This is a genomic window from Mesorhizobium sp. WSM4841, assembly GCF_055811515.1.
Genome location: NZ_JBVVQC010000028.1, coordinates 57026 through 83819, shown reverse-complemented (window position 1 = coordinate 83819; position 26794 = coordinate 57026). Strand labels below are relative to the sequence as shown.

The 26794-nt window shown below is 61.6% G+C and carries 24 protein-coding genes and 1 pseudogene; 13 read left to right on the top strand and 12 right to left on the bottom strand.

The window, feature by feature from the left end:
- Positions 1-6 precede the first annotated feature (6 nt).
- Positions 7-909 (top strand): DMT family transporter, encoded by a 903-nt coding sequence (locus AC0L14_RS26395; RefSeq protein WP_473751239.1) that lies wholly within the window; start codon positions 7-9, stop codon positions 907-909.
- On the opposite strand, the gene AC0L14_RS26390 is transcribed toward AC0L14_RS26395, so the two are convergent.
- Positions 879-1730: a YihY/virulence factor BrkB family protein gene (locus tag AC0L14_RS26390; RefSeq protein ID WP_095493464.1), complete on the bottom strand. Its 852-nt coding sequence runs from the start codon at positions 1728-1730 to the stop codon at positions 879-881. The two genes, AC0L14_RS26395 and AC0L14_RS26390, sit on opposite strands and share 31 nt — an antisense overlap.
- Before the next feature lie 57 nt (positions 1731-1787).
- Here AC0L14_RS26390 and AC0L14_RS26385 point away from each other — a divergent pair, with 57 nt between their 5' ends.
- The 7 genes from AC0L14_RS26385 (at position 1788) to AC0L14_RS26355 (ending at position 7316) form a co-directional block, all read left to right on the top strand.
- Complete coding sequence (locus AC0L14_RS26385) at positions 1788-2654, top strand: SDR family oxidoreductase (RefSeq protein WP_473751238.1); 867 nt, start codon at positions 1788-1790, stop codon at positions 2652-2654.
- Positions 2655-2677: 23 nt separating this feature from the next.
- Positions 2678-2869: a twin transmembrane helix small protein gene (locus tag AC0L14_RS26380; protein WP_023797244.1), complete on the top strand. Its 192-nt coding sequence runs from the start codon at positions 2678-2680 to the stop codon at positions 2867-2869.
- A gap of 27 nt (positions 2870-2896) precedes the next feature.
- The gene (locus tag AC0L14_RS26375) at positions 2897-3478 is read left to right on the top strand and encodes a cob(I)yrinic acid a,c-diamide adenosyltransferase (RefSeq protein ID WP_473751237.1); all 582 of its coding nucleotides are present in this window, start codon (positions 2897-2899) and stop codon (positions 3476-3478) included.
- Positions 3479-3503: 25 nt separating this feature from the next.
- Positions 3504-4304 carry a rhomboid family intramembrane serine protease gene (locus AC0L14_RS26370; RefSeq protein ID WP_473751236.1) on the top strand — a complete coding sequence of 267 codons (801 nt, stop codon included), beginning with the start codon at positions 3504-3506 and terminating at the stop codon, positions 4302-4304.
- A 312-nt stretch (positions 4305-4616) separates the two neighbouring features.
- Positions 4617-5366 (top strand): electron transfer flavoprotein subunit beta/FixA family protein, encoded by a 750-nt coding sequence (locus AC0L14_RS26365; RefSeq protein ID WP_127248531.1) that lies wholly within the window; start codon positions 4617-4619, stop codon positions 5364-5366.
- 24 nt (positions 5367-5390) lie between these two features.
- A complete protein-coding gene (locus AC0L14_RS26360) occupies positions 5391-6320 on the top strand; it encodes an electron transfer flavoprotein subunit alpha/FixB family protein (RefSeq protein ID WP_473751235.1) in 930 nt (309 codons plus the stop codon).
- Between the two features lie 117 nt (positions 6321-6437).
- Positions 6438-7316 (top strand): 3-hydroxybutyryl-CoA dehydrogenase, encoded by an 879-nt coding sequence (locus tag AC0L14_RS26355; RefSeq protein ID WP_292192597.1) that lies wholly within the window; start codon positions 6438-6440, stop codon positions 7314-7316.
- 800 nt (positions 7317-8116) lie between these two features.
- Here the strand turns inward: AC0L14_RS26355 and AC0L14_RS26350 are convergent.
- The 5 genes and pseudogenes from AC0L14_RS26350 to AC0L14_RS26330 all read right to left on the bottom strand — a co-directional run.
- Positions 8117-9679: an adenylate/guanylate cyclase domain-containing protein gene (locus AC0L14_RS26350; RefSeq protein WP_473751234.1), complete on the bottom strand. Its 1563-nt coding sequence runs from the start codon at positions 9677-9679 to the stop codon at positions 8117-8119.
- Positions 9680-9704: 25 nt separating this feature from the next.
- Complete coding sequence (locus AC0L14_RS26345) at positions 9705-10076, bottom strand: response regulator (RefSeq protein ID WP_031255744.1); 372 nt, start codon at positions 10074-10076, stop codon at positions 9705-9707.
- A gap of 49 nt (positions 10077-10125) precedes the next feature.
- Positions 10126-12858, bottom strand: a complete 2733-nt coding sequence (locus AC0L14_RS26340) for a hybrid sensor histidine kinase/response regulator (RefSeq protein ID WP_473751233.1) — start codon at positions 12856-12858, stop codon at positions 10126-10128.
- Positions 12855-13616 (bottom strand): Tll0287-like domain-containing protein, encoded by a 762-nt coding sequence (locus AC0L14_RS26335; protein WP_473529477.1) that lies wholly within the window; start codon positions 13614-13616, stop codon positions 12855-12857. Before AC0L14_RS26335 ends, AC0L14_RS26340 begins: the two co-directional genes overlap by 4 nt.
- A gap of 88 nt (positions 13617-13704) precedes the next feature.
- Positions 13705-14010 (bottom strand): annotated as a pseudogene (locus AC0L14_RS26330) (site-specific integrase); the annotation flags it as partial.
- A gap of 333 nt (positions 14011-14343) precedes the next feature.
- Here AC0L14_RS26330 and AC0L14_RS26325 point away from each other — a divergent pair.
- Both AC0L14_RS26325 and AC0L14_RS26320 read left to right on the top strand, forming a co-directional pair.
- Entirely contained in the window at positions 14344-14862 is a 519-nt protein-coding gene (locus AC0L14_RS26325; RefSeq protein WP_473751232.1) for a SixA phosphatase family protein, read from the top strand.
- A gap of 292 nt (positions 14863-15154) precedes the next feature.
- Positions 15155-16888, top strand: coding sequence for an adenylate/guanylate cyclase domain-containing protein (locus AC0L14_RS26320; RefSeq protein ID WP_473751231.1), 1734 nt, complete (start codon positions 15155-15157; stop codon positions 16886-16888).
- A 117-nt stretch (positions 16889-17005) separates the two neighbouring features.
- Here AC0L14_RS26320 and AC0L14_RS26315 read toward each other — a convergent pair whose 3' ends face one another.
- A complete protein-coding gene (locus AC0L14_RS26315) occupies positions 17006-17644 on the bottom strand; it encodes an NrsF family protein (protein WP_473751230.1) in 639 nt (212 codons plus the stop codon).
- Position 17645: 1 nt separating this feature from the next.
- A complete protein-coding gene (locus AC0L14_RS26310; RefSeq protein WP_473529482.1) occupies positions 17646-18197 on the bottom strand; it encodes a sigma-70 family RNA polymerase sigma factor in 552 nt (183 codons plus the stop codon).
- A 207-nt stretch (positions 18198-18404) separates the two neighbouring features.
- Between AC0L14_RS26310 and AC0L14_RS26305 the strand changes: the two genes are divergently transcribed.
- The 3 genes from AC0L14_RS26305 to AC0L14_RS26295 all read left to right on the top strand — a co-directional run bounded on the left by AC0L14_RS26305 (position 18405) and on the right by AC0L14_RS26295 (position 22254).
- Positions 18405-19412 carry an iron ABC transporter substrate-binding protein gene (locus AC0L14_RS26305; protein ID WP_473529483.1) on the top strand — a complete coding sequence of 336 codons (1008 nt, stop codon included), beginning with the start codon at positions 18405-18407 and terminating at the stop codon, positions 19410-19412.
- Positions 19413-19588: 176 nt separating this feature from the next.
- Positions 19589-21175 carry an ABC transporter permease gene (locus AC0L14_RS26300; protein ID WP_473751229.1) on the top strand — a complete coding sequence of 529 codons (1587 nt, stop codon included), beginning with the start codon at positions 19589-19591 and terminating at the stop codon, positions 21173-21175.
- Entirely contained in the window at positions 21172-22254 is a 1083-nt protein-coding gene (locus AC0L14_RS26295; protein ID WP_473529485.1) for an ABC transporter ATP-binding protein, read from the top strand. Before AC0L14_RS26300 ends, AC0L14_RS26295 begins: the two co-directional genes overlap by 4 nt.
- Before the next feature lie 48 nt (positions 22255-22302).
- On the opposite strand, the gene AC0L14_RS26290 is transcribed toward AC0L14_RS26295, so the two are convergent.
- From AC0L14_RS26290 to ugpB, 4 genes are all read right to left on the bottom strand, one after another.
- A complete protein-coding gene (locus tag AC0L14_RS26290; RefSeq protein ID WP_473751227.1) occupies positions 22303-23370 on the bottom strand; it encodes a sn-glycerol-3-phosphate import ATP-binding protein UgpC in 1068 nt (355 codons plus the stop codon).
- Positions 23371-23377: 7 nt separating this feature from the next.
- Positions 23378-24226 carry a sn-glycerol-3-phosphate ABC transporter permease UgpE gene (ugpE, locus tag AC0L14_RS26285; protein ID WP_473529487.1) on the bottom strand — a complete coding sequence of 283 codons (849 nt, stop codon included), beginning with the start codon at positions 24224-24226 and terminating at the stop codon, positions 23378-23380.
- A gap of 8 nt (positions 24227-24234) precedes the next feature.
- Positions 24235-25119: a sn-glycerol-3-phosphate ABC transporter permease UgpA gene (gene ugpA / locus AC0L14_RS26280; RefSeq protein WP_473529491.1), complete on the bottom strand. Its 885-nt coding sequence runs from the start codon at positions 25117-25119 to the stop codon at positions 24235-24237.
- 82 nt (positions 25120-25201) lie between these two features.
- Positions 25202-26512: a sn-glycerol-3-phosphate ABC transporter substrate-binding protein UgpB gene (gene ugpB, locus AC0L14_RS26275; protein ID WP_473751226.1), complete on the bottom strand. Its 1311-nt coding sequence runs from the start codon at positions 26510-26512 to the stop codon at positions 25202-25204.
- Positions 26513-26794: the final 282 nt, after the last annotated feature.

Genomic DNA, 26794 nt, shown 5'->3' with positions numbered 1-26794 from the left:
CGGAAAATGCATAGCATCAAGCGGTTCATCCCCGCCTCTTTCGTCGTCCTGTGGGCGACCGGCTTCATTGGCGCGCGTTATGCCATGCCGTGGGCCGAGCCTTTCACCTTCCTGGCCGCGCGCTTCATTCTGGCCGCCGTCCTGTTGGCCGCCTTGATGGCAGCACTCGGTTCCAGGCGGGCGACCCGCGCGGAAGCGCTGCACGCGACCGGCGCCGGCATCCTGATGCATGGCGTCTATCTCGGCGGCGTGTTCTGGGCCATCCATCGAGGCATGCCGGCCGGGCTTTCGGCCTTGATCGTCGGGCTGCAGCCGCTGATCACGGCGGTGATGGCCGGCAGGTTTCTCGGCGAGGCCATCCTGCCGCGCCATTGGGCCGGTCTCGGCATCGGTCTGGTCGGTGTGGTCATTGTGCTCTGGCCGAAGCTCGGTGCGCTCGGCGGCGGCGTGACGGCCGAGACGCTGGCCGCCTCGCTTGTCTCGGTGCTCGGCATGAGCGCCGGCACAATCTGGCAGAAGCGCTTCGCCTCCGGCGGCGATCTCGTGGCGACCACCAAATGGCAATATGTCGGCGGCGCGTCGCTGATGCTTCTTGCCTCGCTCGCTTTCGAGACGCGAACGGTCGTCGTCAACGGCGAGCTGATCTTCGCCATGGCATGGCTGGTGCTGGTGCTGTCGATCGGCGCTATCTTCCTGTTGATGGTGATGATCCGCGACGGCGAGATGTCGAAGGTCGCTTCGCTGTTCTATCTGGTCCCGGCCGTCACCGCGGTCATCGCCTGGATATTGTTCGGCGAACAGTTGAACCTGGTCCAGATCGTCGGCATGGCGATCGCGACGCTCGGCGTCGGGCTGGCAACCGCTCAGCCGACCAAGAATCAGCCGACGCGGGCGCGTGCCTCCAGATAGCGGCTGATCGCGGCATTGAGCTCACCGCCGAGGATGAAGATCGCCGAGACGATATAGAGGAAGACGACCGCGACCATGATCGAGGCAAGGCCGGCATAGGTCGTCACATAGGACGAGAAACGGTCGAGATAGGCGGCGAAGATGGTGGACCCGATGAGCCAGGCAATCAGCGTGAAGATGATGCCCGGTATGATCGAGACGAAGCGGCGCTTGCCCGCAGGCAGCCAGTAATGCACCGCGAACAGCCCGCCGACGATAACGGCGGAGGCGATGATGTAACGCCACAGCGTGATCGTGCCCATATAGGGCTTTATCCATTCGAAATTGGCCTCGGCCAGCCGCCCCAGTAAGGGCGCGAAAACCACGAGCACGCTGATCACCAGAAAACCTGCCGTGGCGATCAGCACGAAGACGATGCTCTGCACCCGGCGATAGATGATGCCGCGCGTTTCGGAAACGCGGTAGGCGCGGTTGAGCGAGGTGCGCAGCGCCTCGATGCCGTTCGAGGCGAAGAAGGCGGCAAGCAGCACGCCATAGGTCAACAGGTCGGTGCGCTGGACGGTGAGCACGTTGAGCACTTCGCGCGCGATCGGCTTGGCGATTTGCTCGGGCCAGGTGTCGAAGACGAGATGCACGGCGGTGTCGGCAAAAGCCTGCGCGCCGAGAAAGCTGGCCAGTGTCGTGGCGAATATCAAAAACGGGAAAAGCGCCATCAGCGCCGTGATCGCCAGATGACTGGCCATCGCCCAGCCATCGTCTGCATCGAAATGGCCGAACGCGTCATAGAGCACGCGTTTGACGGCTACGATCTTCCGCAACACGAACCGCGTTCCCTTCGATTGTCTCGACGCCGCGAATATGGGAAGGGATTGCGGCAAATGGCAAGCCTAGGTCAAAGCACGCCTCCTCCTGGAGAAGAGTTGCGCACCATCATCGTCACCGGAGCTTCTTCCGGGATAGGCGCCTATTGCACCCGGGCGCTGAAGGCGGAAGGCTGGCGGGTGTTCGCGACGGCACGCAAGCCGGAGGATATCGCCGCCCTCGAGGCCGATGGTATCGAGGCTTTCTATCTGGATTATCGTGAACCTGGATCCATCGAGACGCTGGTGGCGTCGGTGCTGGAGCGGACGAGCGGACGGCTCGATGCCCTGTTCAACAACGGCGCTTATGCACAGCCCGGCGCCGTCGAGGACCTGCCGGTGGCAGCACTCAGGGAGCAATTCGAGGCGAATGTCTTCGGCTGGCATGACCTCACCCGCCGTGTCGTGCCGGTAATGCGGCGCCAGGGCCATGGCCGTCTCGTCCATTGCTCCTCGATCCTCGGCCTCGCGCCGCTGCCCTTTCGCGGCGCCTATTCGGCGTCGAAGCACGCGATCGAAGGGCTGATGCTGTGCATGCATCAGGAACTTCAGGGCAGCGGCATCCATGTCTCGCTGATCGAGCCGGGGCCGGTCACATCGAAGATCGCCAGCAACGGCCTTGTGTGGTTTCTCAGGAATATCGACCGTGAGAATTCCGTCCACCGCCGCGCCTACGAGGCGCAGCTGCAACGGCTGCAGGCCGGCGGCACCACGTCACGGCTGAAGCCTGGGCCGGAAGTGGTTCATACGGCCTTGCGCCATGCGCTTCTGTCGCGGCGCCCGCGTCCGCATTATGTGGTAACGGTGCCGGCCAGGATCGGCGTTATCTTCAAACGCATCCTGCCGGCATCAATGCTCTACCGCCTGCTTGCCAAACGCGCCTGAACGCAATCGACTGGAAACACACTATGGCAACCGTCTTCAATATCCTCGCTGTCCTCGTCATGGTCGCCGTGGTGATCGTGCTGATCCGCGGCCTCATCAACATGATGCGCGGCGGCTCCGGCATGACCTCCAACAAGCTGATGCAGACGCGCGTGCTGCTGCAGTTCGTGGCATTGGTGCTGATCATGCTGGCGGTGTATTTCACCCGCAAGTGACGAGGTGGCGAGTTCGGGAGGCAGAGCGTGGTCAAGCTCAACAAGATCTACACCCGCACCGGCGACGACGGCACCACCGGCCTCGGCACCGGTGAACGGCGGCTGAAGTCCGATCTGCGCATCGACGCCTATGGCACGATCGACGAAGCCAATGCCTGCATCGGCATGGCCCGCATCCACACCGCAGCAAAATATCCGGCGATCGATGCGATGCTCGGCCGCATCCAGAACGACCTTTTCGACCTCGGCGCCGATCTGGCCGTGCCGGATGACGGCAAGCCGCTCGGCTGTGAGCCGCTGCGCATCACCGCCGTGCAGACCGACCGTGTCGAAAAGGACATCGACCTGCTCAACAAGGATCTGCAACCGCTCAAATCCTTCGTGCTCAATGGCGGCACGCCGGCGGCGGCGGCCCTTCACCTCGCCCGCACGGTAGCACGGCGGGCAGAGCGCATCATGGTGGCTCTGACGCAGGATCCAGGCGAGCATGTCAACCGCGAGGCCATAAGATACATCAACCGCGTGTCGGACTTTCTGTTCGTCGCCGCACGCGCGGTCAATGACAATGGAAACGCCGACGTGCTATGGGTTCCCGGCAAGAACCGCTGAATCTGCCGAGGCGGGAGGGGGTCCGATGTTCATCCCGCTTTATGACACCAACCGGCTGCGCCACATCAAGCTGCAATATGTGACGATTGGCCTGATCGCGTTCAACACGCTCATCTACTTCGCCACCGCGCTTGGCGGCGAGCAGTTCACCAACGCCGCCGTGCTGGGCCTCGGCTTCATCCCGTCGGTCGTCCACGACAGCGTCGAACTGGCTCCGCAGTTTGTCGTCATCCCGGAGAGCCTGAGCTACGTCACCTATTCCTTCCTGCACGCCGATATTTTCCACCTCGGCGGCAACATGCTGTTCCTCTGGGTGTTCGGCGACAATGTCGAGGACGCGCTCGGTCATGTCCGCTTTCTCATCTTCTACCTGCTATGCGCCATCGCCGGCGCCTTCTTCCAAGGCCTGATCGCGTGGGACTCGCAGGTTCCGCTGATCGGCGCCTCAGGCGCCATCGCCGGCGTGGTCGCCGCCTATCTGATCCTCTACCCCAGGGTGAAGGTATGGGTGCTGGCCTTCGCCCGCATCCCGTTGCGCATCCCGGCCTTCATCCCGCTCATCCTGTGGATCCTGTTCCAGATCGTGATGTTCGCCGCCGGTGGCGAGGATCAGATTTCCTGGGCCTGCCATGTCGGCGGCATCATCGCCGGGGCCGTGCTGGTGCTCATCTTGCGCAATCGCGCCGTACCACTGCTTGCCGGTGCTGAGGAAGAGACCGCGCTGGTCGTCGGCCCGGCACCCGCTGCTGCAGAACCCACGGCAAGCGACCCGCTAGCGCAGCCGGCGCCGCGCTGGGGACGGGGAAGCGCCTCCAGTCCGGACTGAACCGATTTGAGTGCGTCGCGGATGATTTGGGCGCGCTCCGGATATTGACGTGCGGGGTCGCCGCAACTACGGAAGCTTTCCCACAATGCATGTCGCGCAAAAGTGTGCAGCGGTTTTGCGATAACGACATGCATAAAACAACAACCTAAAGCGCGTCGCGTGTGGCCGGTCAAACGCGACGCGCTTTAGGCGGTCGGAGACTAGAATTCCGTCCGGAATGTCGGCTTTCGACAACTCTGAAGAGGCGCACACTGCTATAGCGCGCCCGACTATCTTGAAAGAGGTGGCTATCGTGAAAGAGGTGACAGGCAAATGAAGATCCTTGTGCCCGTGAAGCGGGTTGTGGATGCGAATGTGAAGGTTCGTGTGAAGGCTGACGGTTCGGCGGTGGAACTCGCCAACGTCAAGATGGCGATGAACCCGTTCGACGAGATCGCGGTCGAAGAGGCGATCCGGCTGAAGGAGGCCGGCAAGGCGGAAGAGATCATCGTTGTCTCGATCGGGCCGCAGCAGGCGCAGGAGACCTTGCGCACCGCGCTCGCCATGGGTGCCGATCGCGCCATCCTGGTCAAGACCGACGAGCAGACGGAGCCGCTGGGTGTCGCCAAGGTGCTGAAGGGCGTGGTCGAGGCGGAAAAGCCCGGTCTTGTCATTCTCGGCAAGCAGGCGATCGACGACGATTCGAACCAGACCGGCCAGATGCTGGCCGCACTTCTGGGCTGGGCGCAAGGCACTTTTGCTTCCAAGGTGGTTATCGATGGCGACAAGGCCAAGGTGACGCGCGAGGTCGACGGCGGCCTGCAGACGGTGGAGCTGAAGATGCCGGCAATTGTAACCGCGGATCTTCGCCTCAACCAACCGCGCTATGCCTCGCTGCCCAACATCATGAAGGCCAAGAAGAAGCCGCTCGACGAGAAGAGCCCGGCCGACTACGGCGCCGACGTCAAGCCGCGGCTGAAGGTGATCAAGACCGAGGAGCCGGGCGGCCGCAAGGCGGGCGTCAAGGTCAAGAGCGTCGCCGAATTGATCGACAAGCTCAAGAACGAAGCCGGCGTGCTATAAGCGATCGGAAACGGAGACAAGAACATGACAATTCTTCTGATTGCCGAACACGACAATGCGACGCTTTCCGACCAGACCGCCAAGGCGCTTTCGGCGGCACTGCAGATCGGCTCGGACGTGCATGTGCTGGTCGCCGGCAAGGGCGCCAAGCCGGCAGCCGACGCCGCCGCCAAGCTCAAGGGCGTGAGCAAGGTGCTGCTCGCCGAAGCCGACGAACTCACCGAGCGCCTCGCCGAGCCGCTGGCGGCGCTCGTCGTCGGCATAGCCGGTGCCTATGACACGATCATCGCGCCGGCGACCTCATCAGGCAAGAATGTCGCGCCGCGCGTGGCAGCCCTGCTCGACATCGCGCAGGTGTCGGAGATCATCGAAGTGGTGTCATCAGACACCTTCAAGCGGCCGATCTATGCCGGCAATGCCATCCAGACGGTGCAGTCGAGCGACGCCAAGAAGGTCATCACCGTGCGCACCGCCTCATTTCAGGCCGCCCCCGAGGGCGGTTCCGCCCCGGTCGAGACGGTTCAGGCGGCGACCAATCCCGGCCTGTCGAGCTTCGTCGAGAACAAGCTTTCCGAGACCGACCGTCCGGAGCTGACATCGGCCAAGATCATCATCTCGGGCGGCCGCGCGCTGGGCTCCTCGGAGAAATTCCAGGAAGTCATCCTGCCGATCGCCGACAAGCTCGGTGCGGCCGTCGGCGCCTCGCGCGCCGCCGTCGATGCCGGCTATGCGCCGAACGACTGGCAGGTCGGCCAGACCGGCAAGGTGGTGGCACCCGATCTCTACATCGCCGTCGGCATCTCCGGTGCCATCCAGCATCTTGCCGGCATGAAGGATTCGAAGGTCATCGTCGCCATCAACAAGGACGAGGAGGCGCCGATCTTCCAGGTCGCCGACTACGGCCTCGTCGGCGACCTTTTCGTCATTCTGCCGGAACTGCAAAAGGCGCTTTGACGCCTTCTGCCAAAGCGTATTAAATTGTGAAGGGCGGGGTAGACGAAGTCGCCCCGCCCTTTTAGTTTGCACCGCACAAAAAGCAGGCCGCAAAGGCCTTTTGACGGGATCGGTGTAATGAACAAGATCGAGACGATCGGCATCATCGGCGCGGGCCAGATGGGCGGCGGCATCGCCCATGTGTCCGCGCTTGCGGGCTACAAGGTGCTGGTCTACGACATCTCACCCGACCGCATCGAAAAGGGCATCGCCACGATCAGCGGCAACATGGCCCGCCAGGTCGGCTCCGGCAAACTCGAGGAAAAACTGCGCAACGAGGCGATGGCGCGCATTTCGGCAGCGCCCACAATGGCCGACCTTGCCGGTGCCGATCTGGTGATCGAAGCGGCGACCGAGGACGAGACGGTCAAGCGCAAGATCTACGCCCAGCTCTGCCCGCAGCTCAATCCCGAAGCCATCCTGGCGACGAACACCTCGTCGATCTCGATCACCCGTCTCGCCGCGCAGACCGACAGGCCGGAGCGTTTCATCGGCATCCATTTCATGAATCCGGTTCCGGTGATGAAGCTGGTCGAACTGGTGCGCGGCATCGCCACCGAAGACCAGACCTTCGAAGCGGCAAAGGCCTATGTGAACCATCTCGACAAGACGATCACCGTCTCGGAGGATTTTCCGGCCTTCATCGTCAACCGCATCCTGCTGCCGATGATCAACGAGGCGATCTACACGCTCTATGAGGGGGTCGGCTCGGTCGACGCGATCGACACCGCCATGCGGCTCGGCGCCAACCATCCGATGGGACCGCTGCAGCTTGCCGATTTCATCGGCCTCGACACCTGCCTGTCGATCATGCAGGTGCTGCATGACGGCCTGTCGGATTCGAAATACCGCCCCTGCCCGCTGCTGGTGAAATATGTCGAGGCCGGCTGGCTCGGCCGCAAAACCGGACGCGGCTTCTACGACTATCGCGGCGAGCATCCCGTTCCGACGCGCTGACCGGCGATACGAGCCAACCGACATCGCGCGCGGTCGCGCTGACCATGCGGCTGTTCTGTCCTGTCGACACCTTCTTGGCCGCGGATCGAAGACCGCATCAGGCCGATCCTTGCCCGTTTGCTCGCGACCGCCGAAGCCCGATGGATTTGGCTTAGACCAGCCCGGCAGAGCGTTTCACGTCGAGCATTTTGCAGCCAAGTGGAATCACTTGGCGTCGCACAAATGCGGGTAAAACAAAGAGATAGAGCGGAATGCCGGTTCAATCCAAACGCATTCCGCTCTAGGGTCAAAACTCAATCAGCGGGCTGCCGCCAATGGCCGAGATGGGTGGTTTCCTGTCGTACGTCTCGTTCATTGGAACGCGCAACGAGCGCCATAATCAGACTTACGCGGCCATCGCTATGGAGGTCGCGTCTCGGACACGTTCCGGATTCCGGACCGTATGGTGCCACGGTAGGTCAGCACCCCAGAGATGAACTGTGTCGCGATAGCTCTGGCGTTATTCTCGACCATCACAGATGGATGAACTTCCGCTTGGAGATGCGGCGGAAGCATAGAATACCCGTCTCGACATAGGCCTCCAGTCTCGCCAGCAACCCATAACTAAATTCGAAATGGATGGGACAGGTGATCGTAGCCAAGTCCGCCGAGCCTAACCCAATCATGCTGATGATGACACGGACGCTGGTTAATCTGCCCTTCGATTCGCGATTGCTATGGTAGTAATAGCCTCTCAACGCCGGTGCCGTACGCTACTCGCTTACGCGTCGCTTTGCGGAATATCCTGAGGGAATCAGACATCAGTGTCGAACGAGATAGGTTTCCATCGTGCCGACGCCTCTCAGTTCCACAGTGCAGCGCGGTTCTAGCTCCCAAGAGGCGTGCAGAGCGCGTCTGGTTGCCTCCGAGATTTGCATGCGGTCGGCTACGCCCTGGGACTCGAGCCGGCTTGCGATGTTCACGGTTTCGCCCCAGACATCATAGACGAACCGATGTCGGCCGATCAGACCGGCGATCACCGGTCCGGTGTGTACGCCGATTCGGACGCGAAAACTATCGCTGCCCGACGCCAAGAGCCTCAACGAGTCCAGCATGGATTTTCCCAGCGCCACGGTCCTGTCGGCGTGATCGGCCGCCGGCTCCGGAAGACCACAAGCGGCCATATACGCGTCTCCGATTGTCTTGATCTTCTCCACGGAATGCTTCTCCGCCAGCGCGTCGAACATGCTGAACATCCGGTCGAGGCGCTTGATAAGGTCGGATGCCGGCAATTTCGCTGCGATAGGCGAGAATCCGACAATATCGGCAAAAAGGATGGTCACTTCCTCGAACCGGTCCGCAATGATCTCCTCGCCCCCTTGCAGCCGCGCAACGATTTGACCGGGCAGGACGGCATGTAGAAGCGAGTCGGCCCGCCGCTTTTCCGCCTCGATCCGCTGAAGATACTGGTGCTCGCGGTCGCGCCAACGCTTCTTCTCCAGACTGGAGTTGATCCGGGCGCGCAGCAGGACCGGATTGAACGGTTTAAGCAAGTAGTCGTCGGCTCCCGCCTCGATGCAGCGGACCACGGCGTCGACTTCGTTCAGCCCCGATATCATAATGACCGGGATGTGCCGCCACCGGCGCTCAGCTTTCAATCGCGAGAGCACCTCGATGCCGTTCATGTCCGGCATCAGTATGTCCAACAGAACAAGGTCGAATTCATATTCCGCAAGGCGGGTCAGCGCGGACAGGCCTGACTCGGCAGCGACTACCTGATGACCGTCGTGCAGCAAGCGGCGCGAGAGAAGATCGCGGTTACTGCCGATGTCGTCGACGACAAGTATTCTACCGTTGCGTCCTGAGAATGCATCGCGCTCCGTCTTGCCCAGCGCCCTTTCGAGCCCTGCTGCATCGATCTCTGCCTGATCCGTCGTCCACAGCCCTTCGTTGTCGCTGGCGCGCGATAGGCCGGCAATTGCATCGACATGCGCCAACAGCTCGGCCGCAGCCGCGAGCATCACCCTGACATCTTCGTCCAATGCGTGTTCGTGCAATTCTTCGGCTTCTTCAAGGATCATTTCGGAGTAGCCGATAATCGCGTTGAGTGGTGTTCGCAAATCGTGGCGCAGTTTCGCCTCGATCTCGCGCCCTGCATGGTCCGGATAGTCGGCTTTGCCATGGATCAAGCTGTCGATGAGGCTGTTCAATTGCCGGGCAGCGGCGCCGACCCTCTCAATATCTGGAGTGATGTGCACCAGACCGTGGTTCTGCACCTGTTCTAGCAGCAGTTCCTGAAATCCCGAGATTGCCCGTGCTGGTCCAGCAAGCGTCTGCGCCAGATGGGCGGCTATTGCGTGGCGTTGGAACTCGTTGGCAGTCATGTCTCCAATCCGCCGACTCGGCGGCTCACGGATTTGCGGCAAGCAATTGTTCGATTTTCTGGACAAGCCTCGGCAGGTCCACCGGCTTGCTGTCGTAGTCATCGCAGCCGGCCTCAAGCGCCAATTCCCGATCGCTGGTCATAGCATGCGCAGAAAGCGCGATTATAGGGATCCCCGAGGTGGCCGGATCAGCCTTGATCCGCCGTGTCGCCTCCCATCCGTCCATCACGGGCAGGCTCATATCCATAAGGATCAGATCCGGTCTTTCCGAAATGGTTAGTTCCACGCCGGATTGTCCGTTTTCCGCAATAAGCACTTCGAACCCACGCCGCGACAACCGCCGCGAGAGCATGTCGCGATTCATTTCGTTGTCTTCCACCAGAAGGATTCTCGTCATCTTCGGCCTCTTCTAACGATGGGTCAACGAACTGAGATGCCGGGCCAACCTACTCGGCCGCGGAAATCTGGCGTTCGAGCGCCTTGACCAATTGAGACCTGCTGTTCGCGCCCTTGGTCACAACGGCAACCGCCCTATCGCGGAGCCATTCGAGCTCGTTCATCGACAGATCTTTCGAGGTAACTACGACCACCGGAATGTTCTGCAGTTGGGGCGTCTGCTGCATCTCACTCAATGTCTGAAACCCGTCCATTTCGGGCATCAGCAGATCAAGCACCACCAGGCGCGGCAACAACCGTTTCATCAGGCCAAGGCCGCGCACGCCGTCGCTTGCCTCGTGAACCCGCCAATCCTTCTTGATCAGGATACGCCGAAGGAAATCGCGGGAGGCTTGGTCGTCATCAATTACAAGCACATCGCGGTTGCCACCGCCGCAAGCCTCAATTGTTTGAATCAGCTTCTCGGTGTCGATCGGCTTCGTCAGGTATTCAACCGCCCCGAGTGAGAGGCCGAGTTCGCGATCTGCAAGTATCGTCGCAAGGATCACAGGAATCTCGCAAAGCTCCCTATCGTTCTTAAGAGATCGCAGCACTGACCAGCCGTCCTGATGCGGCATGATGATGTCGAGAATGATCGCCGCGGGGCGATGCGCTCGAGCAGCGGCTATTCCTTCCTCGCCGCTTGCTGCTTCGAACGATGCCAGTCCCGCCTCCGCCAAGGCGCTGGCGATGACGGTTCGGGCGGCTGGTTCATCATCTATGATCAGAACCGCCTTGTCTCGTGGCGGCAACGGCACAGCTTCGGAGGGGTGTTGCTCGCTAGATTCTTTTTTGAACTCGGCTGGAATCTCCATTGTGAAGGTCGAGCCTTTTCCGAGTTCGCTCTCGACCTTTACAACGCCTCCGATCATTCGGCTAAAACTCCGGGTTATGCTGAGGCCAAGCCCCGTTCCGCCATAGTTGCGAGTGGTGGATGCGTCCGCCTGCGTGAAAGCGTCGAAGAGCCGTTCCTGCTGCTCCGGCGTCATCCCGATCCCGGTGTCGGACACTTTGAATATCAGCCAATCGCCCTTTGGTCGCCTGTCGCGACGCACCGAGAGTGTTACACGACCCCCTTCGGTAAACTTGGCGGCGTTGCTGAGCAGGTTAAACAGGTTCTGACGCAACTTCGTCTGGTCCGAATGCATTTTCCCGAGGTCGTCCTGGAGGTCCAGTACGAAACCGTTTCGGTTTTTCGCCATCAGAGGCGCGACTGTGGCCTGGACGTCGCGCATCAAATCGGCGACGTCGAACGTTTCCAAGAAAATTTCCATCTTGTTCGCCTCGATCTTCGACAAGTCGAGGATGTCGTTGATGAGCGCCAGGAGATGGCGACCAGCCGCGGCGATCTTCTCCAGTTCCGGAACGAATTCCACCATGTGCTGGTCGCTCGCATCTTCGATCAGCATCTCGCTGTAGCCAATAATCGCGTTCAGTGGCGTACGCAGTTCGTGGCTGACGGATGCGACGAAGCGGCTCTTGGCTTCATTCGTCGATTCAGCACGGCTCTTGGCGCGCTCGAGTTCGTCTTGTCTCTGTTTCAATTCCGTGATGTCGGTGTAAACGGCGACCGCGCCGCCGTCAGGCGTTTTTCGCCTGCTTACGCGAACCCATCTGTCGCCGAAGCGATCCTCACCGACGAAGCCCGCCGGGTCCTTGTGGATGTGTAACCGCTGGGCAATCCACTCCTCCGGCGACGCGCCCGCAAGGTCGACTTGCCCGCCCGCCAGGCGTTGCTCCAAGATTTCTTGGAAGCTTTGCCCAGGAAGAGAAGCTCGCGCATGGTCAGGGAAGAATTCGCAAAATTTGCTGTTGGCCAGGATGACCCTGTCCTGCGGATCGAATAGGACAAATCCGTCAGAAATTGCCTCAAGCGCCGCTGCGATCGTCCGTCTTTGCTGCTCCGCCTCGTCTTCCAGTCGTTTCTTTTCAATCGCGCCCGCGCGAAAAAGTCGAAGCGTCCGCGACATTGCGCCGAGTTCGTCGCCTCCCTCAATCGGTATTTCAATATCGTAGCGTCCTTGCGTCAGTTCGCCGATGACCCGGTTCAGCCGCCGTAACGGGCCAACGATCGAGCGAAGAACAAGTATTGTAAGAAGCGACCCAATCAGCAGCACGATGACCACCAGAATGGCAGCGGTAGTCGCGGTTTTCTGGGCTAGCCTTACAGCCTCGTTGCGAGCAGCTTCTGCCTCGGCGCTCACTTGCTCGACAAGTTTGTTAAGGGCGGCATCGACATTCGTGCTGTGGGTTCGCGCATCGGCCAGGAGAGCGTTTCCAATGATGCGGTTATCCTGAGTATAGCTGTCCGCCGCCTCTAGTGCCCTTTTGACGTAGTCATCGATCTCGACACGGATTTCCCTCACTGCATCGGGGGATGATTTCGAAAGGCCGTCCAGTTGGTCCAGCAGTCGCTCACGCGCCTGCTCGGCATTCCGCTGGGAGTTCATTAGCAAGCTGACCGACAAATCGGTGAGCCAGTATCGCAATTCGCCAAAGGTCACGTGCGCCGCAGCCGCAGTCGCCGCGAGATCGAACAATGCCTTAGTGTCTGCGGTGCGGTCGGCACTGCGATAAAGCGCCTGCGTGAGAAGGATGGAAGATACGATGAGACTAATGAGGCCGGCCGCTGTCAGTGCAGCTACGCGGGCCGCGATCGGCAGACTGGCAAGGCGACGTCCCAGGGATTTCGACGGCGCCGGTATGGCTTCCACCTCGTGGGGTGTCTGTTCCAGGACGCTCATTTGAACAAGACGATGCTGATTGCGCCCCCCAGATCGCCGGCTTTTCCGCCCTCCTTGGGATATCCAGTTATGTCGATCTCGCCCTTCGGCTCGCCGTGGCAGGAAAGGCACGACTCCGTATAGTATTCGGGCAGGAGCATTCGAAATGCCGGGCGTCCCTCCACCTCGGTCACATCCGTGTAGGCTTCGCCTTTTGCTCTCTTCGGATCTGAAAAGACGCTTACGATGATGCTGGCTTCCCAAGCGTCCGGAAGAGATTTGCGGTTGCGCACGAGTTGCTCGGGCGCAGTCACGCGCACCAGAGCTTCGTTGCCAACCTTGGCGGCGAATTTCTCATTCAACAGACGCGCGAAAACGGCCGGCACGAAGCCCTTGAACCCGATCCCAGCGCGGTTGATGTCATCTTGGCGCTCGTCCACCACCTCCCGCATAGCCCCAATCTGGGCCTCAAGCAGACGCCGGTCGCGATTGGTCAATTCGCCGGAAAACGGGTCCTGGCCGGTGTTTTTTGAGTAAACGGCGATGGCCTCGCTCGCAAACCGCTCGCTGTCGAGGTGCTTGTCGCCAAGTGCGGGATCGTTGATTAGTGTCTGATAGTTGGAGACAACGCTTCGCCCAGCGCGAAGCAATTCCGCAAGGCGGATTCCCATCGCGACATCTTCAGTATCTCCCGCTCCCATGGCAGCCGGCGCGAGGAACGCGCAACCGACAAGAGCAACGCCAATGCTTCTCCGCGTCAAGGTTGACAGGGCGAACATCTCCATCCCGTCGAAAGAAGCCAAAAAAAAAGTATAGCACAACGCAGGCCGATAGCGTAGCGACAAACGCCCATGCGCAAGTCCCTTTAAGGCCGCGACGGGCTATCCAAGCGTTGACGGCGGCGCGGGTCTGCTCCGTGATCTCGAACTGCACCGGGCGCCCCGTCTCCCTCTGAACGATCACCGCGATCGCGGACGCACCGGAGAGCGCGACATCGCCAACCGTCACGGTGACCAGGTCGCAACCTCGAAGCTTGCTGTCGATGGCGAGATTGAATAGTGCCAGATCCCGTTCTGCGCCTGACAACTGCAGTCGTGTTCGGATGCTCCAGACTTCGCGCGGCTTGAGGGGTGGCTTCTGACCAACAAGGTGGCCTCTATTCCAGCTGGACATGGTTCTTCTCCCATGCCGCCCTCCGCAGCCACAGCGCTCGACGCGAGCAGACAATCCTAGAACGAACATAGAGCCTCGCGCACGTTCGCTCGAGGGATTATAGGATTGTCAGACGCAGGCAGCAGCTTGGTCAATGGACGCGGTCGCGCCATGAACGGACGTTTAGCATACCCGTCCGCTACGGCCGTTTTTGGCCCATTGCTGTCGCCTGCTGGGCGGCTGCCGAACACTCCTATCGCCTTCTCGTGCGGAGCCACTGGCTATCTGCAACGTGCCTTGCATGTTAGCATTGGGAGTTTCGTCTGGGAGAGCCGGACGCAGGGAGCAACGGTCATGGGAGCTAGGGCCATCCGTTTTCTGGTCGGTTTAGCTGCTGGCTTCCTCGTATTGTCCCATCCAGTCGGTGCGCAGGAGGTGATTTATATCGTTCGGCACAGTGATCCGCCATCGACACTGAACCTGGATGAGATTCTCGACGAAACCCCGCTGTCGGAGTCCGGACGACAAAGGGCAAAGATGCTGGCTGAGCGACTAAAAGACGCCGGCGTTACCGCTATCTATGCCACGCAAGCCACGCGTACCGTTGAGACGGCAGAGCCACTCGCGAAAACCCGTGGACTTGAAATTCGTGTTCATTCGTATGAGGACAGCGACGGCTTGGTCCGTCTACTTCGCTCACAGAACGGCAGAGACAGGGTGCTTGTCGTTGGGCATTGGAGTACCATTCCAGAGATTCTCAAGGCGCTCGGATATCCTGAGAAAGTAAAGATCGAACGAAGTGCATATGACAATTTGTTCGTGGTCGTCCCGAAGGAAGAGGAGGCGCCGATCGTGCTGCACCTCCACTACTGACACTACTGAGAATTGAAGCTGAGCGTTTCAACCCATCAAGCGAGCGACCTAACGGGAGGTTGTGTCCCGGACTACAGCCCGCCCTTTCTCTTGCTCGCGGCTCGCTGATCGCCGGATGCCCATTGTCGGTCCGAAATTGCGAATGGTTCTGGCCGGGAAGTTGTTTCCCGGGACGAGATCGGCAGGCGTCACAAGGGCTCGATCCAATAGCGGCGAGGAAGCATCGTCGTTGCATCCGCGCCGCGTCTCGATACGCGCTGCGCTGGCTTTCACGTTTGGTGTCATCATCGCAGTGACCGCAGCCGCGCTCATCCTCGCATTGGAAAGCGGCCGCCAGAACACTATCGCTCTCGTCCGCGACCGCAGTGAGCGAATTATCGACACGATTGTGGAACGGACTCGATTGCACCTCGATCCAGCCCGCGACCAGTCCGAATTCCTGGCCAGGCTTTTCCGCGATGGCGATCTCGACCCGCAAGATGAAGCTGCCTCACTGGGCCAACTTCGGGCGGCACTCGCAGGTATTCCACAGGTCGCCGCGCTAGCCGTCATTCGCACCGATTTGAAGCAATTGCGCGCCGAACGCCATGGCGACGATGTCGTTTTGCGAAAGATTGACATGCAAACCGTGCCCGGCCTGGACGAAGCGTTCGAGATGGCGCGACGCGCAGGTCACCCTGTCTGGGAAGAGCTTCTGTGGAGTGAACGGTTGAACCAGCCTCTCGTCAACGTTCGTACCCCTCTGTGGCATGAGGGTTCCTTTCTCGGGATTTTATTAACCGCGGTTACGGTTTCGGAGCTGTCACGTTTTCTCGCCGAATCGCCCGCCGGGTCAGACGTCGGCGCGTTCATTCTTCTCGGCCGCAACCACGTCCTCGCTCATGCAGCACTTGCGCACAATCCTCAGCTGTTCAAGCGCGATAAACTCCTTCCGGAAGTGACCGAGATCGGGGATCCGGTGTTGGCCTCGATCTGGAGTCCAAATCCCGATTTGGGCGCAGCCGCCTTCGTAGGTTCTTCGAAAAGCCACGTCGTGACCGTTGATCGCGCCCCCTATGTCTTCATTTACCGCGACATCACAGGATACAGCGACCAGCCATGGGTGGTAGGCCGCTACCTGCCGCTCGACGAGATTGGCAGCGAAGTCCGCAGACTTGAACACGCGGCCTGGCTAGGGCTCGGGGCGGTCCTTGTGGCGGTCGCTGGCGCTTGGCTGGTCGGCTATGCGATTGGAAAGCCGATATTGCGTCTGGCACGCGCAACGTCTGCAATTCGTACGCTCGATCTCACTTCTGCCCGCCCGCTCGCTGGCAGTCATCTTCGCGAACTGGACGAGGCGATCCGAGCCTACAACGCGCTCATCGCGACCTTGCACTGGTTCGAGACCTATGTGCCGCGACGCCTAGTCAAGCAGCTGATGGCGCAGGGCGAACAGGCGTCAGCACTTGTAGAGCGGGAAGTCACGGTGCTGTTCACCGACATTGTCGACTTCACGAGCTTTGCCGAACGGCTATCGGCGTCCGATGCGGCGACGTTCCTCAATGACCATTTCCAGCAGCTTGCCGCCTGCGTTGAGGCGGAAGGTGGCACTATCGACAAGTACATTGGCGACTCGCTGATGGCATTTTGGGGGGCGCCAGAAATCCAGCTCGATCATTCCGCCCGGGCCTGTCGTGCAGCGATCGCGATCGCGGCGGCGATAGTTGGGGACAATCGGCGTCGACGCGGGCTTGGCCTGCCGCCCGTGCGAATCCGGATAGGCATCCACGCCGGCCCGGCGATGGTGGGAAATATCGGGGCTTCAGGGCGCATCAACTATACGCTGGTCGGAGATATCGTGAACACCGCGCAACGCATCGAGGATGTCGCCAAAAAAGGCATGGCCGACGAAGACGAAGCGGTCATTCTGGTCAGCGACGCCGTACTGCGATCTGCTGGACCCGAATGCTCGGCGCAGCCTGTCGGCGAGCATATATTGCGCGGCCGGCACGAGGCGACAAAGGTTTTCAGATTGGAGGCGAGTTGATTCCTGTGCAGACCTTCCGGCCCGACGCCGCGAAGGTCGCCTTCGGGTCGAACTAGGTCGTTCAGAATGAATGACTTTTGACGTTAGAGCATCACGGTCTCCGCTCGCGGGCCGTCGCTACCAGCGCACGAAAAGCCGCCCACCGAGCGCGCCGAGCGCGGCGAGGATGGCAATAGCGATCGTATACCAGGTGGCGACGAAAAGCGGCGAGTCGTCGAAGCAGTGTGCGGCATAGAAAGTTGCCGCCAGCCCACCGGCGAGCAGGCCCGCCACCGTTCCGGCAAGCACCGGCCGCGTCGGCGCGCCATAGCGCAGCACCGCTAGGAAGACGGCAAGCGGACCGATGCCGATCAGCGGAATAAATGTCAGGCAGATGACCAGATTGCTGCCGATCAGCCGCCTGCCCCAGTCGGCTGCAGGCACGGAAAGGAGCTCCAGAACCACCGCCACGGCCACCAGCAGTGGTGCGGCAATCATCCAGGCCGCCGTCCCGCCCGTCGATGCACCGGGAGTCGACAGCGCGCGGATCAAGGCGAAGGCGCTGACGGCCAGAGCCATCGTGAAGACAAACTTGGCGAGGAAGCGCATCGTATGCATGGCGGTGGAGATGTCGGTGCGTGGGCCGATCGCCAGCCAGAAAACCACCGCCGCGATCACCGTAGCCGCACCGGCTCCTATCCACCAGGCCGAGCCAAGCGGCATCGCCGTGCTGTGGGCATCGGCGTCGAGCGCCTTGATGAGATCGTCGGTCCTCATGTCATTCCCGCCCGAATTGTTTGGCCCCGAACCGTTTGGCAATGGCTGCGAGCCCACGATGCAGCGACACGCGCACCGCCGTCTCGCTGATGCCGAACCTCGCTGCCGTCTCGCCAATGGAACGGCCTTCGACCGACACCGACGAAACCACGGAACGTTGCGCCGGCGGCAGGCCGTCCAACGCCCGATTGATGTCGCGCTCGCTGACCGTCTCGGCCTCCGGTTCGGCGAAGGTCTCGGCGATCTCGTCGATCTCGATCTCGATGCGCCGCCCGCGCCGCCGAAAGGCGTCGATCAGCTTGAAACGCGCTATGGCGTAGACCCAGGGCAGCACAGCCAAATCCTGGCGCCAGGTATGCCGTTTCACATGAATGGCCAGCAAGGTTTCCTGCACGACATCCTCGGGATCGACCCCGCCCTGAACGATCTTGCGCCTGATAAAGCCTCGAACGAGAGCAGCCGTCCGGCGCAGAAAGTCGGCGTAAGCCTTTTCATCTCCCGCGATCGCGGCCCGCATCAGCCGGGAAAGCTCGGCTTCGTCCTTGCCGGTCACAAGAGTTCACTCCCGATATTCGCGCCTCGGCGCTGATTTGTTACGTGGCCGGCGAAATAATGTCCAAGCCAAAATATGGGAATATCACGAAGGTTTCACCTCCGGCGCCCGATTACGCAGCTCATCAATGTTGACTACACCGGTCAGGAATTGATAGGTGCAGCCGTGCTAAATCAAAGACCATCGAGATCGAGAGGGATGACGTCCATGAAATATGCTCTTTCCGCCCTTGCCGGTGCCACAGCACTTGCAATCAGCCTGGTCGCCGGCCCGGCGATGGCCCAGGACGGCGGCATCGTCGTCTACAATGCCCAGCACGAAAGCCTGACCAATGCCTGGGTTGAAGGTTTCACCAAGGAAACCGGCATCAAGGTCACCGTTCGCCACGGCGGGGACAGCGATTTCTCCAACCAGATCGTCGCCGAAGGCGCCGCCTCGCCTGCCGACGTGTTCCTGACTGAAAACTCGCCCGCCATGGTGCTGGTCGAGTCAGCCGGCCTGTTCGCGCCGGTCGATGCCGATACGCAGGCACAGGTTCCCAAGGAGTACCAGCCGGCCAGCGGCAAGTGGGTGGGCATCGCCGCGCGCAGCACCGTCTTTGTCTACGACAAGACCAAGCTGACCGCCGAGCAGTTGCCCAAGTCGCTGCTTGATCTCGCCGATCCGAGCTGGAAGGGACGCTGGGCCGCTTCGCCCTCCGGCGCCGATTTCCAGGCGATCGTCAGCGCCCTTGTGCAGCTCAAGGGTGAGGCCGCAACGGCCGACTGGCTGAAGGCAATGAAAGAGAACTTCACCGCCTACAAAGGCAACAGCACGGTGATGAAGGCGGTCAATGCCGGCGAGGTCGAAGGCGGCGTGATCTATCACTATTACTACTACGGCGACCAGGCCAAGACCGGCGAGAACAGCAAGAACGTCGGGCTCCACTATTTCAAGAACCAGGATCCGGGCGCGTTCGTCTCGGTTTCCGGCGGTGGCGTGCTGGCCTCCAGCAAGCACCCGAAGGAGGCCCAGGCCTTCCTGAAATGGGTAACCGGCAAGGGTGGTCAGGACGTGCTGAAGACCGGCAATTCCTTCGAATACGCCGTCGGCAAGGGCGCGGATTCGAATCCGGCGCTGGTGCCGCTGGCCGATCTGCAGGCGCCGAAGGTCGACGCGACGACGCTGAACTCCAAGAAGGTGACCGATCTGATGACGGCAGCCGGCTTGCTTTAGTCGGCGTTCGTCCTAAAAGGGCAACCGACTGCGCTCCTGCGGGAAATCGCTTTCCGCAGGAGCGCTCTGTTTTTCGAGGTGGCATTCGTCCATGACGACAAGCTGCGTTTTTGGCCATTTTTGCGGCCCTTCGACCGTTTCCGCCACCGGGCGGCAGCGGCGCGGCGTCTGAGCTGATGCAGTCTGCGGCCGACCTTGCACGTTCAGGCTTGCCGACCGGCATGGTCGCTGGGCAATGGACGCGCCGGTGGCCCATATCCTGGATTTCGCTAGCCGCCATCCTGGTCTCACTTTTCTCCCTGCTGCCGCTCGCCTTCATCATCTGGATTGCCGTGCAGACTGGCTGGGAAACTGTATCGGCACTGGTGTTCCGGCCGCGCGTCGGCGACCTGCTGGTCAACACCCTGCTTTTGGTGGTGCTGGCCGTACCGATCTGCATCGTGCTCTCGGTGGCGCTGGCCTGGCTGACCGAACGCAGCAGTCTTCCCGGCGCCCGCCTGTGGGCCTGGCTGTCGGTGGCGCCGCTCGCCATCCCCGCCTTCGTCCACAGCTACGCCTGGATAACCCTGGTGCCGGGACTGCACGGCCTGTGGGCCGGCGTTCTGGTCTCCGTTGTCGCCTATTTCCCGTTCCTCTATCTGCCGGTGGCGGCAGCTTTACGCCGGCTCGATCCTGCTCTCGAAGACGCCGCGGCAGCCGTCGGGCTCGGGCCGTGGCGCGTGTTCCGGCGAGTGGTGCTGCCGCAGCTCAGGCTCGCCATCTGCGGCGGCTCGCTGCTGGTCGGCCTGCATCTCCTGGCGGAATACGGCCTCTACGTGTTCATCCGCTTCGACACCTTCACCACGGCGATCGTCGACCAGTTCCAATCGACCTTCAACGGCCCCGCCGCCAATATGCTGGCTGCGGTGCTTGTGACATGCTGTTTCGTGCTGCTCGGGATCGAAGTGCTGGTGCGCGGCGAGGAGCGCTATGCCCGCGTCGGCTCGGGCGCTGCGCGGCAGCAGCAACGCACAAGGCTCGGCCGCGCCACGATCCCGTGCCTGCTGCTGCCGGTCGTCATCACCCTGCTGGCGCTGGGCGTGCCGTTCGTCACCATCAGCCGCTGGCTTGTGGCCGGCGGTGCCGATGTCTGGCGCCTCGATGAGATTGGCCTGGCGCTCGGCCAGACCCTGTTCCTGGCGCTCGCCGGCGCCCTGCTCGCCACGGTCGCCGCCATGCCGATGGCCTGGATCTCGATCCGCGCGCCTGGACCGCTGCAGCGTCTCCTGGAGGGTTGCAACTACATCGTCGGCTCGCTGCCCGGCGTCGTCGTGGCGCTGGCGCTGGTCACCATCACCGTGCGCATCGCTCTGCCGCTCTACCAGACCCTGTTCACGATCCTCGTTGCCTATGCGCTGATGTTCCTGCCGCGCGCCCTGATCAGCCTGCGGGCGTCGATCGCGCAGGCGCCGGTCGAGCTCGAACGCGCCGCCGCCAGTCTCGGCCGATCACCGCTCAAGGCGCTGTGGTCGACGACGATCCGCCTGTCGGCGCCGGGTGCCGCGGCAGGCATGGCGCTGGTGGCGCTCGGCATCATGAACGAATTGACCGCCACGCAGATGCTGGCGCCCAACGGCACCCGGACGCTGGCGATGGCGTTCTGGGCGCACAGCGGCGAGATCGACTATGCCTCCGCCGCACCTTACGCCCTTATCATGGTGGCGATGTCGCTGCCGCTGACCTGGCTGCTCTATGTCCAGTCGAAGCGGATGGCCGGACGATGAGCTTCCTCGAACTCACCGATGTGCACAAGCACTACGGCCCGGTGGCCGCACTGGCCGGCGTCGATCTCAGCGTGACCAGCGGCAGCCGCACCGCGATCGTCGGACCGTCCGGCTGCGGCAAGACGACCTTGCTGCGGCTGATCGCCGGCTTCGAGGCGCCGGACCAGGGCCGCATCGTGCTCGACGGCGAGGTGCTGGCCAATGGCGGCGCCGCCGTGCCCGCATATCGGCGGGGCATCGGCGTGGTGGCGCAGGACGGCGCCCTGTTCCCGCATCTGAGCATCGCCGCCAATATCGGCTTCGGCATGGAACGCCACGAGGACAAGCGCACCGAGCGCATCGTCGAGCTCGCCTATATCGTCGGGTTGGACAAGGCGATCCTGAAACGCCGGCCGCACGAGCTCTCCGGCGGCCAGCAGCAGCGTGTGGCGCTGGCCCGCGCCATGGCCATGAAGCCGCGGCTGATGCTTCTCGACGAACCGTTCTCGGCGCTCGACACCGGTCTGCGCGCCTCGATGCGCAAGGCTGTGGCCGAACTTCTGGAGACCGCAGGCATCACCACGATCCTGGTCACGCACGACCAGGCCGAGGCGCTGTCCTTTGCCAGCCAGGTCGCGGTGATGCGCGACGGCATATTTTCGCAGGTCGGCACGCCGCGCGAACTCTATCTCAAACCGAAGGACAGGATGGTCGCCGAATTCCTCGGCGATGCCATCATCCTGCCGGCAAAGATCGCGGACGGTTTCGCCAGCTCGCCGCTCGGCCGCATCGCTGTCGACAGCACCGAGCGGCGCGATATCGTCCGCATCATGCTGCGGCCGGAACAGGTGCTGCTGAAACGGACCTCGCGTGAAGGCATGTCGGGCACGCCGGACATGCTGTTCGGCGAAGTGACGGAGTCCGAATTCGCCGGCTCGATGTGCACCATCGCGGTACGGCTCTTGAACAGTCCCGATCCGCCGGACGCAGCCGCGATCGGCAACACGCCATTGATCCTGCGCAAGCCGGGCATGGACACGCCGGTGGTTGGCGAGATCGTCCGGCTGACGGTGTCGGGAAAGGCGCATGTATTTGCCTGAGCGGTCTTGCGTCTCGCGCAGTTCGCCAGTCAGGCCGACAGGCTGGCTTCAATCGACCCGCTTTCCAGCCTGATCGAACCAGTGCAGCTTTTCGGCCCTGGCCACGACGCGCAACTGGTCACCGGGCTTGGCGGTAGCTCGGCCTGAGACGCGCACGACGATACGGCTGCCGCCCGCCGTGCAGTGAAGAAAGCTTTCGGCACCGACCGGCTCGACTGCCTCGACCGTCGCCGGCAGGACGAGCGCACCGGGCATCGCCTCCGCGTTGAAGGTGACGTCGGCATCTTCGGGGCGAAACCCCAGCGTCACGGCTGGTGTTTCGGGGGCCGCAAAGTCGATCGCCGTGCCGTCGGCCAGCATCGGGCCTGAGGAACTTCCGGTCAGCGCCAGCAGATTCATCGGCGGCGCACCGATGAAGGAAGCGACGAAGATCGAGGCCGGCTTCTCGTAGATGTCGAGCGGTGCGCCCGTTTGCTCGACCAGTCCGGCGTTCATGACAACAAGGACGTCGGCCAGCGTCATCGCCTCGAGCTGGTCGTGGGTGACATAGACCGAGGTGACGCCGAGCGCGCGCTGCAAATTCTTGATCTCGACCCGCATCTGGCCGCGCAATTTGGCATCGAGATTGCTCAGCGGCTCGTCGAACAGGAAGACTTTCGGATTGCGCACGATGGCGCGGCCCATGGCGACACGCTGGCGCTGCCCGCCAGAAAGCTCGCGCGGCCGCCGGTCGAGCAACGCCGAGAGCTCCAGCACCTTGGCGGTCGAGCGCACCCTGCTGTCGATCTCGTCCTTCGGCGTGCCGCGATTGCGCAGGCCATAGGCCATGTTGTCATAGACCTTCATATGCGGGTAGAGCGCATAGTTCTGGAACACCATGGCGATGTCGCGCTCGGTCGGGCCGATAGCGTTGACCACCTTGCCGTCGATGGCGACCGTACCGGCAGAAATGGTCTCCAACCCGGCGATCATCCTCAGCAGGGTGGACTTGCCGCAGCCGGATGGACCGACCAGCACGCAAAGCTCCTTGTCGGGAATGGCGATGGAGACGCCCTTCACGGCTTCGACGCCGCCGGGATAGACCTTCTTCACGTCCTTCAGATCGACGGTCGCCATCGGCTTCTCACTTTTCGGATTCGACCAGGCCGCGCACGAACCAGCGTTGCATCAGCACGACCACCAGGATCGGCGGCACGATGGCCAGCATCGCCGTGACCATGACCAGGTGCCATTCGGTGTCGGCATCGGCGAAGGAAACCATCTTTCTCAGCGCGATGACGATGGTGTTCATATCGTTGCTGTTGGTGACGAGCAGCGGCCAGAGATACTGCGTCCAGCCATAGATGAAGAGGATCACGAACAGCGCCGCGATGTTGGTGCGCGACAGTGGCAAGAGGATATCGAAGAAGAAGCGCCATGGCCCGGCACCGTCGACACGCGCCGCCTCGACCAATTCGCCCGGTATGGTCATGAAGAACTGGCGGAACAGCAGCGTCGCGGTGGCCGAGGCGATCAGCGGGATGATCAGGCCGGCATAGGTGTCGATCATGCCGAGATCGACCATCACCTTGTAGGTCGGCAGGATGCGCACCTCCACGGGAAGCATCAAGGTGATGAAGATCAGCCAGAAGAAGGTCATGCGCAGCGGAAAGCGGAAGAACACGATCGCATAGGCCGACAGGATCGAGATGAAGATCTTTCCCACCGCAACGCCAAGCGCCATGATCGTGGTGTTGAGGAGCAGTTGGCCGACGCTGACGCCGCCGATGCGGCCAATGCCGCCGAACAGCGCCTCGCTGTAATTGTTCCATAGCTGGCCGCCGGGCAAGAGCGGCAGCGGCGGCCTGAGTATCGTTTGCAGCGTGTGTGTCGAGGCAACGAAGGTGTAGTAGATCGGAAAAGCCACGATCAATATGCCAAGGATGAGCACGGCATGGGCGATGAAGGTGCGGAGCGGGGATTGGCCGATCATCGCTGCCCTCAACCGTAATGGACCTTGCGTTCCACGTAGCGGAACTGGATGGCTGTGAGCGCAATGACGATGGCCATCAGGATGACCGACTGCGCCGCCGAGTCACCCAGGATCAGATTGACGAAGCCGTCATTGTAGACCTTGTAGACAAGCGTCTCGGTCGTCTTGCCCGGGCCGCCGCCGGTGACGGCATGAACGATGCCGAAAGTGTCGAACAGGGCATAGACCGTGTTGACGACCAGCAGGAAAAAGGTCGTCGGCGCGAGCAGCGGGAAGACGATGGTCCAGAAGCGCTTGGTCTCACCGGCGCCATCCATGGCCGCCGCCTCGATCAGCGTTTTCGGCACCGCCTGCAGGCCGGCGACGAAGAACAGGAAATTGTAGCTGATCTGTTTCCAGGCAGCCGCCGATACCAGCAGGATCATGGCGTGGGTGCCGTTGAGCAGCGGATCCCAGGCGATGCCGAGGCTTCTCAGCAAATAGGCCAACGAGCCGATCGAAGGATTGAACAGAAAAAGCCACAGCATGCCGGCAATCGCCGGCGCCACGGCATAAGGCCATATCAACAGTGTGCGGTAGGGGCCTTTGCCGCGCACTGCCTTCTCGGCCATGACCGCAAGCAAGAGGGCCACACCCATGGCAACGATCGCGGTCGCAAGCGAAAACACCACCGTGACCTTGATCGAGTTGAGGTAGGCCGGATCGGCCAGCACCTTGCGGAAATTGGCGAACCAGACGAACTTGGTCCTCAGCCCGAACGGGTCTTGCCTGAGCATCGACTGGTAAAGCGCCTGACCGGCCGGCCAGTAGAAGAAAACCAGTGTTATGGCGAGTTGTGGCGCCACCAGCAGGAAGGGCAGGATCTTGTTGGGAAAGACGATGCGTGGAGACAGGCTGATTTTCCCTCGCTATCCAGGGGTCGCCCACGCGAGCTCGCGTGGGCGATATTCCAATCGACCAACCGAGATAATCTCGTCAGTTCTCCAGCGCTTCCTTGATCGCGGCGTTGCCGCGCGTGACCGCATTGTCGAGCGCCTGCTGAGCGGTTTGCTGGCCGGCCAGCATCTTCTCGAACTCCTCGTTCTGGATATCGCGCACCTGCGGCAGATTCGGCAGGCGCACGCCCTTCGAATTGTCGGTCGGCGCCTTGCCCGTCATCTGCAGAACGGGTGTCTCGCGGCCGGGGTTCTTTTCATAGAAGCCTGATTTCTTGGTCGCCTCGTAGGCGGCGAGCGTCACCGGCAGGTATCCCGACTTCTGGTGCAGATATTCCTGCACATCGGTCTTGGACAAGTAGGCGAAGAAGGCCGCGACGCCCCTGTATTGCTCGTCGGACTTGTTGCCGAATACCCACAGGCTGGCACCGCCCGGCGTGGTGTTCTGCGGCGCGCCCTTGGCGTCGCTGTCGTAGGGAAGCTGGCCGATGCCATAGTTCATGCCGGATTTGACGATGTCGCCGAGACCGCCTGACGATTCGGTGAAGATGCCGCATTCGCCGGCAAGGAAGATCTGCTTGGCTTCGGAGGTGCGCCCGCCATATTTGAAGGTGCCATCCTTGGCGAGGTCTGCGAGCGCCTGGAAGTGGTTGACGAAGATCGGCGCATTGATCTTGAGTTCGACATCACCGCCGGCCAGACCGTTCTGCTGGGTGGCCCAGGACACATCATTCCACGCCGCGAAATTCTCCAGATGGATCCAGGTCAGCCAGGTCGAGGTATAGCCGCATGAGGCGGCGCCGCTCGTCTTGATCTTCTTGGCAGCTTCCCACACCTCGTTCCAGGTCTTGGGCGGGCTGTTCACGTCGAGGCCCGCTTTCTGGAAGATGTCCTTGTTGTAATAGAGGATCGGCGAGGAGGAGTTGTAGGGGAAGGACAGCATGGTGCCGTCCGGCTTCGAATAATAGCCGACGATGCCGGGCAGATACTGGCTCTTGTCGAAGGTCAACCCGGCACCGGTCATCACCTCGGTCACCGGCTTGATCGCACCCTCGGCCGCCATCATCACGCCGGTGCCGACATCGAACACCTGGAGAATATCGGGCGCCTGTCCGGCGCGGAAGGCGGCGATGCCGGCATTCAGCGTCTCGGGATAGGTGCCCTTGAACACCGGAACCAGCTCATAGTCGCTCTGACTGGCGTTGAAATCCTTTGAGATCTTGTCGACGACCTCGGCGTTGGCGCCGGTCATGGCGTGCCACCAGCTGATCTGCGTGACGGCGAAGGCGGAGGTGGTGGAAAGCAGGGTCATGGTGGCGGCGACACCGGCCGCGAAGCCGAAGAACTTCATGTTTCATCTCCCGTTTTGTCATTGGCGAAAGGGCACTCTCGCAAAGGCAATATGTGCCGCTCGTGACAATTGGACAACGGTTTTGTTGCGGATCGATGAACTCGATCTCGGCCTCAAAATGGTGCACGTTTCGAAATGAGAGCTGATGGAAAGCAATTTGCCAAGCCGGCTTACGGATCGAACAAGGCGACCGAGATCGGCACGATCGCCGGCGCCTAAAGCGCGTCGCGTTTGAATGGATTCCTGCGACGCGCTTTAGGTTCTTGTTTTGATGCATGTCGT